The organism is Novosphingobium beihaiense, from assembly GCF_022832375.1.
GTDB classification, from domain to species: domain Bacteria; phylum Pseudomonadota; class Alphaproteobacteria; order Sphingomonadales; family Sphingomonadaceae; genus Novosphingobium; species Novosphingobium beihaiensis.
In genome coordinates this window covers 648,464-655,964 of record NZ_JALHLG010000005.1, presented here as the reverse complement: position 1 = coordinate 655,964, position 7,501 = coordinate 648,464, and the positions used below count along the sequence as shown (strand labels likewise).

The window sequence follows — 7,501 nt, the reverse complement described above, 5'->3', positions numbered from 1 at the left end:
AGAGGCGGGATCGAGAGTGTCGAGATCGCCCAGCTGTGCGGTGAACTGGTCCAGCCGGGCTTGCCACAGCCGGTCGTCGCCACCGGCTATCCCGGTCCTGCTGCGGCTGCGCGGTTTTCCGCCGCTGCGCGCGACGGCCTGACGGTCGATGAAGGCGAGGTTCCAGTCCTCGGTGAAGCCGGCCAGCGCCAGAGGAACGCCCCAGCTTTCCCAAGGGTGCGCCTCGTCCGGGGCGAACAGCGATTCCACGCTGAACACGCCGTGGGCCAGGCGGTTGCGCCAGGCCGGGCCGCGTGCGGGCAGGGCGTAGTCCGCGCCGCCGTCGAGCGCGACCATTTCGCCCGGCCAGATGTAAAGAGCCAGCCGCAGGCCATCGACGCGCTGAAGGTCGATATAGGGATCGTCGCGCGGATCGGGGCGGCAATCGTCAAGGGGCGTGCCGATCAGTTCCGCGGTGATCGGCTGAGCCACGACGATACCGGCGCGCGGCAAGCTGTCTGCCGTACCGGCGGCAATCCTCTGCGAAAGCGTGTCCCCGATCGCCCGAGGCAATTCGGGGCGGAGACGGCTTGTGAAAGCGGGACTTTCGTCACCCTCTTCCGCAATGCCGTCTCCGCCGCCGCCCCCGCCGTCCACACGCGCGATAACCGGCAAGCGCCCGATCGGCAGGCGCACCGTCCGGCTGGCCGAAATGTCCTCGCCGCTGCGGGCAAGCCCGAAGCCGGGTTCAAGGCGGATCAGCGCGTCGCCGGGGGCTGCACCGATCGCGCCGTTTTCCGGTGCGAGTTCCAGTCCCTCGACGAGCCCCGGCGTGAGCGACAGGCCATAGAGGCGCTGCATGCCAGAGCGCAGCGACTGTTCCGCCGTAAGCGCCTTGTCCGATACCGAGCGCCCCGCAAAGGCATGTATGCGCCGCCGCCACACGTTGGGAAGCGAGGGCTGCATGGGCGGATCGATGCCGATCACATGCTCGTCTGCAAAGCTGCGGCGGATGGGCTTGGTGATTTCCATGGCGCAATGTCCTTCCGCGGCTATCCGTCCGCCTTGTCCAGCACGCCATCGATGTCGTCGGCGGACTGTTTGGTGACGGCAGTCTCCACGAGGCTGGCGAAGTCACCGACGGTTTCCTCGGGCAGCTTGCGGAACGCGAGGTCGAGCGGCAGGGCGCGGCCGGATTCGCCCAGCCAGATGGCATCCTTGGCGGTGGGCCACTTGTCTCCCAGAGCCAGTCCCAGCCGCGCCAGCCCTTCGCCGAGGTGCGGATCGGTGTAATCCTGCGCCACGTCCATCACTTCGGCCTCGCCCAGTTTGAGTTCGGTGTCGGTGCGGGCCTTGGTCGTCAGCCCGGCGCCTTCGGCAGCGGCGACACGGCTGAGGCCCGCGCGCACGGCGGTAAGCCGGGTGCTGGCCGGTGCGCGTTTCAGCAGGCCGGGCTGAACCAGCCGGGCCGTCGCCGCTCTGCCGAGGACGGCCGGGTTGATCCGCAACGGCGAAAGCGCCGGACGGATCGCCGCAGTGGCGATGCCGGGCCTGACCCGGGTGGGAGCAGGCGCCGGTTTGGGCTTTATGGCTGGAGTGACCTCGATATCGTCCGGTAGCGCGGGAAGGTCGGCCGCGATGACTTTCTCGACATCCGAAATGATCGCGGCTGTGAGAACGTCCGAGTTCGCCACCCCGGGGCGCGAGAGCAGTGACATCAGGCGGGCTGCCGCCTGCGGCGTGGCGTCTCCGTTGATCGCGGCGAGACGCTTGGCCAGCTTGAGGCGGTCTATCTTCTCGTTGACAATCGAATTGAGCGTGACGTCGTCCCCGCTTACGGCAACGGCCGCGCTTTCCACCTGGCTCTGCAGCGCGATCGAGCGGCGGCGCAGATACCATACCAGCGGCACGCCTCCGGGGCCTGTCGGCAACGCCGATACCGCTTCGGCAAGCGCAGCTTTCCAGGCAAGCTGGCGCAATTCGGCGACCTCGTCCGAGACGGCTCCCGGCCCGGCAGGCAATGCGGCGGTCCGGCTGCGCCTTTCCAGCATGCCGGAAACCAGATCGAATGCACCACCCCCTCTGGAGGCGGCCGCGCTTTCGCCCAGGGGCAACCGTTCGCTATCCAGCGTTAGCCGTATCCGGCGCAGCCGCGTCCGGTCCACCGGCACGCAAATCGTCACGCCGGTGCCCGCGCGTTCATCCTCGCTTGCCGCGAGGTCTATCGGCGGGAGGCCCAGCGATTCCTCGACGAGCGTGGGGATCTCGTCGGCGGGGACGAAGGCAAGATCGGCCTCGACGCCGGGCGGGAAATAGCTCTGGATGAAGCCGAAGTCGTCCGCATTGATTGCGGCGACCGGCATCTGTCCGGCCGGCGGCAGCAGCGAGAAGAACGACGCGGCAGGAAAGACCGGATCGATGCCGCGCGCGCCCATTTCGGACAGGATGTCACCAAGGTGGCTGGCGTGCTGGGTCAGGAACGCCTCGGCCAGGGCGCGGGGGCGCCGGGCAATGCCGACATGGAGGCCGGAATCCTCTCCGGTTTCCCGCCGCAGCATGGCCGTATCGATCCAGCGCACGGTGCCCCGGTCGAGCGCGAGCATCGCCAGCGGCAGCATGTCCTGCGCCAGCGATTGCCCCTTCCCGGCGAAGATGGCCCGGGCCACGGTGCGCCGCGCATCTTCGAGGTCGCTGGCACCGGCCAGATCGGGGTAGGGGATCAGCGTGATCGCCGAGGCCTCTATGATGTCCCCATCCTCCACGGTCCTGTGCCCGCTCACGCTGCGCGGATAGGCGGCGATCGGGTTCGCGGTGAATTCGACCGGGCGCAGCGCGAGGACGAACAGTCCGCTGCGCCGCCCCAGCGGCACGCGCGGCTCCCCGGCCAGCCCCAATGCGGAATCGAGCTGCCGCGAGGTCGGCAGGTCGAGCAGTGGCACGTTGCGCTGCCGGGTCAGCATGACGAGATCGCCCGAGGGCGTCAGGCCGATCCCGGGGGTGATGGCCAGCGTTTCGCCGCGGCCAAGCGAACGTTCGGAGACGTGCAGGCCCGTGATCACGCCCGCTCCGCCCGCGCGGGCCATGTCGGCCTGGCGCTGGCGCACATAGTCCTGATCGCGGGTGAGATCGGCGCCGGTCAGAAAGCGCCCGTCGAAGTAGCGCGGCCGCCTTCGAAGCCCGTCGAGCACGACGGGATCCTGCACGAAGCGGTCTTCGATCTGGGCACGCGTAAGCTGCGCTTCTGCGGCATCCCTGGCATCGGCGATGCGGATGAAGGCGCGCTCTTCAGCCTTGTCGAGTTGGGGCACGGGCTATCTCCTCAAGGTTCGCTGAGAGGCACGTCGCGCGGCGGGGCGCCGAGCCATTTGAAAGGCATGAAGATGAAAGGGCGGATCGAATTGTCGGCGTGAACGCGCTGGGTGAGATCGAGTTTCGGGCGCACGCCTGCCGGGGCATCGGCGGCGATTTCGACGGGAATGGCCACGCGGGCGAGGAACACCGCCCCCGGATCGCGGCCCGTCACGTGTTCGGCAAACGGGGCAAGCTGACCCGATGTGCCTTCCTCACGCCCCAGACCGTAACTGCCAAGCACGGCCTTGAGCTTGTTTGCGGCCGAAGCATTGGTGGCGGGCCAGTTGTTCTGCGGCTCGGGGATCTTGCCCGGCGGGCCTTCGGCGCGCAGCACGAGTTCGAAGGAAGGCTGCTCCGAAAGGCGGGCGGGCGCGAGGGCATCGAGCGCGTCGAACGGGCCTTGCGCGAAGCTCGGCGTGCGCCCGCGTCCGCAATCGCTGAGCGAGAGAAATACGTCGACGGCCACGGCCACGTCGAGCGGCGTGCGCGGCTTGCGCTGGACCGCCGCGCGCAATTCTCCGGTGGGCTGGGCGGCAAACCAGTGGGCGAGCCGGATGCACCATGGCTCCACGACTTCGATCAGGCGCCCGTAGCGGTCCAGCGCGATCCCCGGTTCCACGGTGAGGTGCAGGTCGTTGTCTTCCGCTTCAGGGCTGCGCACCGCCAGGCCTGACAGCGTGCCATGGCCCAGCAGGTTGCTGAGTGCAGTCGCCAGACGCGAGCGGTGGTAGGTCTGCTCGTCGCGAAAATCGTCCGCTGACAGCAGGATGCCGGTGGCATAGTTCACCCGCTCCGCAGCCGGGGTGTCCAGCAGCGGGTCGGTGGCTGTCATCTGGTCGAGCGTGCCGGAGGGGTTGGACATGGCTGGGCCTATCTTCTCGGTGGCTTGGGCTTGCGAATGGTGATCGGGGCGGTGACCCGGCGCGCGGTTGCCCGGGTCACGATCCGCGGGTTTATCGTGACTCTGCGCACGGGGCGGACGACCGGCGGGGCGGAGACGATGACCATCAGAGTGGCCGGTTCGCTGACCAGCCCGGCTTCGTCGATCACTTCCAGCCTGAACTGGTGCCGTCCCGGCGCAAGGCGGTTGTCCACTTTCAGCAGCGGACCGTTCTGCGTGACCGGCACACCTTGCTTGAGCGTCACCATCGCGCCTAACCCTGGCTCACGAGGGTAAAGCGGTACGCCTTGATCTTGCCCGGCTCGACGTCGGTAGAGCGCAAGCCTGACAGGATGAAGCTCTGGCCTACGGAGACCTGCGGTTTGATGACCGCCTTGTTCGCATCGACCATGTCGAGAACCGCGGTCGGCCGCTGGGTATCGCGCACGATAACATCGATCGTGGCCGGTTCGGATTCGTTGCCGGCATCGTCGATGACGACCAGTTCGAAATGATAGCGGCCCGGAGGCAGCGGCTTATCCTTGTCAACGTCGACGCGGACCAGCGGATCGTCCTGAACGATCGGCACGTTGGGTTTGAATTCGGGCACGTCAGCTCTCCTTGTCCCACATCCAGACGTAGCGTTCGATGCGCCGGCTCGCCCCGGCCTGGCTGGCGAGTGCGCTGAGGGTGAAGCCGTCACCGGCCCAGACTTCGCGCGGGCCGTCGGCGTGTGCGTGCGGGGCAGACGGGACGGGGCCGTCTGCCCTCGCATCCAGCCGTCCCGATCCGGCCACCACGTCGCCTGCTCCGACGCGGCTGCCATTGATCTGCGCTGTTTTCACAGCGGGCTTGTCCATCAGGTATGTGTCGAGCCCGAGCAGGGAAGCAGCACCGACGATGAGCGGGCTGCGGGCATGGAGCACCTGCGGTTCGATATGCGCGGGGATTTCCTGCGCCACGATGCCGGACAGGCGCCGGAATTCGGCCTCTTCTTCTACGCCGCGCACCAGAACCAGCACCCGCCAGGCCAGACGGGCATAGAAATTTTCCACCGCTTCGGCGTCTGCCTGGACCGCGTCGATTTCGGGGCGGTAGAGGGCCAGCAGTTCGTCGCGCGCGGCATCGCCGAGGATCAGCGTGTCGCCCACGAAACTGTTGCCGGACACGGCCATGCCAAGCGTCAGAGGATCGTTCTCGTCCGCAAGACCGGCGCCGAGAATGGTGGCGAATGTCCTGCGCAGGCGAAAGCCCTCGATGGCGACGATGTCGCCACGCGTGACCGCGCCGCCGGAAAGGAATACGCAGTTCCCGTCAGGCTCCACCGTCAGCATGAGCGCTCGCACCGACCGGTCGCCCGAGCGGGCAATGGCAAGCTCGCCGGGAGCGGGAATGCGCCGTCCCCGGTCCAGCCTGCCGCCGCGGACCATCCGCCCCCCGGTCGCCAGTTCCAGCGCCGCCAGCAATCCGCCGCAAGTGCCTCCTAGCATGGCCGTATGGGGCGCTGCCAGCAGGCGTTGGCGCAGATGGGCGGGGGCCTCGCCTTCTCTCCGCCCGATCCCGATCCACTGGCCGATCCAGGGCAGGGCAGCGTCGGGCGCGGTTGCCGGATCGGTCAGTTGCCAGGAACCGGCAATGCGCCCTTCGAGCGGTGTCAGAACGCCTTCGTAGCTGTGCAGGAAGCGTTCGAGGAAATCGTGGGGCGTGGCAGGGCCTGCCGCAGCGGCTGCTTCGCCGCCAAGCGTTTCCGCGTAGAAGGCGGGCAGGTAGCGGTCCCGCCACGAACGGCGCTGGCTGTAGACGCGAAGCGCGGCCAGTTCCGGCGAACCCCGGCTGTCGCCATACATGGTCAGCGCGATCCACAGATAGCGCCCTTCGACGCGGCGGACCTTGCGCCCCGGGGCCTGGATCAGGCAGTCGAACAGGCCCGCTCTTCCCGGGCGCGGCGGGCATTGCAGGAGCGGCGGTGCATGGGCGATCTCGCTTGCGCCTTCCAGCCACGCTGCGGCCGACACGTCCGGATCGGGGGAGCGATGCGGTTCGGGCAAAAGCAGATGGCGCGCCCAGGCGGGATCGTCCGGGCCTTCAGGCAGGGCAGGCTGGCTGGCCTCGTCACTGGCCAGTAAGGCCAGCTCGATTTCGGTCCCTTCGGCCAGGGCGGCTTCGGTGTAGAAACGGTGCCAGATACATCCTTCGGTCCGGCTGTCGAGCGGGCCGATCAGGACGCTGCCGGTACGGGCAAAGGTATCGCCGGAAAGGGCGCGAAGCGGTCTGACAGCCTCGGGCGGCCCGGTTTCGCTCGATTGCAGGTGACGGGGAACGTCATGGAGCGCATTGCAGAACCCGCCCGCCCATGCGCCGCGCAGCAGATAGATCCGCCCTTCCGGAGGCTGGGCGGAATCGGGCTGCGGCGCACCCTCTATCCGGTAGACGAAAGCCTGCTGGGCAGGCTTCGCGCCGTCGCTGGCCATTACGGCGACGCGGTTTTCGCCGAACCAGGCGATCGAATAGGGAAAGCGCAGCCCGGCAAGGCGCAGGTATTCCACGAAATGCTTGCCGGTGTGAAGCAGCAGCACGGCATCCTTGCCGCTTTCCCAGGCGAGCACGGCAAGGCTGCCCGATGGTGATGCCGCCATGGCCACGGGATCGAGCGTGTTGCGCAGGGTGCTGCCCGGCGCGATGGTAAGGCGCGGCGGGTCCTGGTTGGGTTCGGCCGGGCCGAAGGCAGCGGGATCGCTTTGCCGCAGGTCCGCGAAGCGCAAGGGCGATCCGGCGATCCGCATGAGCTTGCGCGCGGTGCGATCGAGCGCCCAGCCGCCACCGGCAGGCGCAGGGGCGAGGAGGCTGGCGCTCAAGGTCTGGTGGCGCGTTTCGATGTCTTCCCAGCGGCCGCGAAGGTCATGCCGCACGACCGCGCCATCGCGCGCGGCATAGACCGCGTCGTCCATTCCCAGCATCATGTCGCTCGGGCTGACCGGGCTGTCTCCGGCGAGCCCGATCTGGATGCTGCCGGGCAGGAATCCACTCGCCTCTATCCGCTTTTCCGCCGCGTTCCACCAGGCGAAGCTGCCGAAGGCATCGGCGATCGGGGAGGGCTGGCTCACTTGCCCGCGCGCGAACATTTCGTTTTCGTCCAGGCTCGGCACATGCTGCTCGCAGGCAAGCCGCAAGTGGCCGGTCCGCTCCGCCAGCGACAAGTGGCGGGCAACGGAATCGCCCAGGGCTTCCGGGCCGAGGCCGAAATCGGCAGCCCCTGCCACGAGGCGGAATGGCAGGCCGTTCACATCCATG

At 68.2% G+C, this 7,501-nt stretch carries 6 protein-coding genes; all 6 read right to left on the bottom strand.

Annotated features, from left to right (window positions below; all coding sequences use genetic code 11):
• Positions 1-1,011: hypothetical protein (locus MTR66_RS06710; RefSeq protein ID WP_243918951.1), on the bottom strand; the 1,011-nt coding region annotated here is incomplete at its 3' end.
• A 20-nt stretch (positions 1,012-1,031) separates the two neighbouring features.
• Entirely contained in the window at positions 1,032-3,287 is a 2,256-nt protein-coding gene (locus MTR66_RS06705) for a hypothetical protein (protein ID WP_243918949.1), read from the bottom strand.
• Between the two features lie 11 nt (positions 3,288-3,298).
• Positions 3,299-4,192, bottom strand: a complete 894-nt coding sequence (locus tag MTR66_RS06700; protein ID WP_243918941.1) for a hypothetical protein — start codon at positions 4,190-4,192, stop codon at positions 3,299-3,301.
• 8 nt (positions 4,193-4,200) lie between these two features.
• Complete coding sequence (locus MTR66_RS06695; protein WP_243918938.1) at positions 4,201-4,479, bottom strand: hypothetical protein; 279 nt, start codon at positions 4,477-4,479, stop codon at positions 4,201-4,203.
• A gap of 5 nt (positions 4,480-4,484) precedes the next feature.
• On the bottom strand, positions 4,485-4,820 hold the full coding sequence (locus MTR66_RS06690) for a hypothetical protein (RefSeq protein WP_243918936.1): 336 nt from the start codon (positions 4,818-4,820) through the stop codon (positions 4,485-4,487).
• A gap of 1 nt (position 4,821) precedes the next feature.
• Entirely contained in the window at positions 4,822-7,500 is a 2,679-nt protein-coding gene (locus tag MTR66_RS06685) for a hypothetical protein (protein WP_243918934.1), read from the bottom strand.
• Position 7,501 lies beyond the last annotated feature (1 nt).

Bases quoted from the DNA above. Each gene is read 5' to 3' on its own strand.
- MTR66_RS06700 (WP_243918941.1), bottom strand. From the start codon at position 4,192: ATGTCCAACCCCTCCGGCACGCTCGACCAGATGACAGCCACCGACCCG.
- MTR66_RS06685 (WP_243918934.1), bottom strand. From the start codon at position 7,500: ATGGATGTGAACGGCCTGCCATTCCGCCTCGTGGCAGGGGCTGCCGAT.
- MTR66_RS06695 (WP_243918938.1), bottom strand. From the start codon at position 4,479: ATGGTGACGCTCAAGCAAGGTGTGCCGGTCACGCAGAACGGTCCGCTG.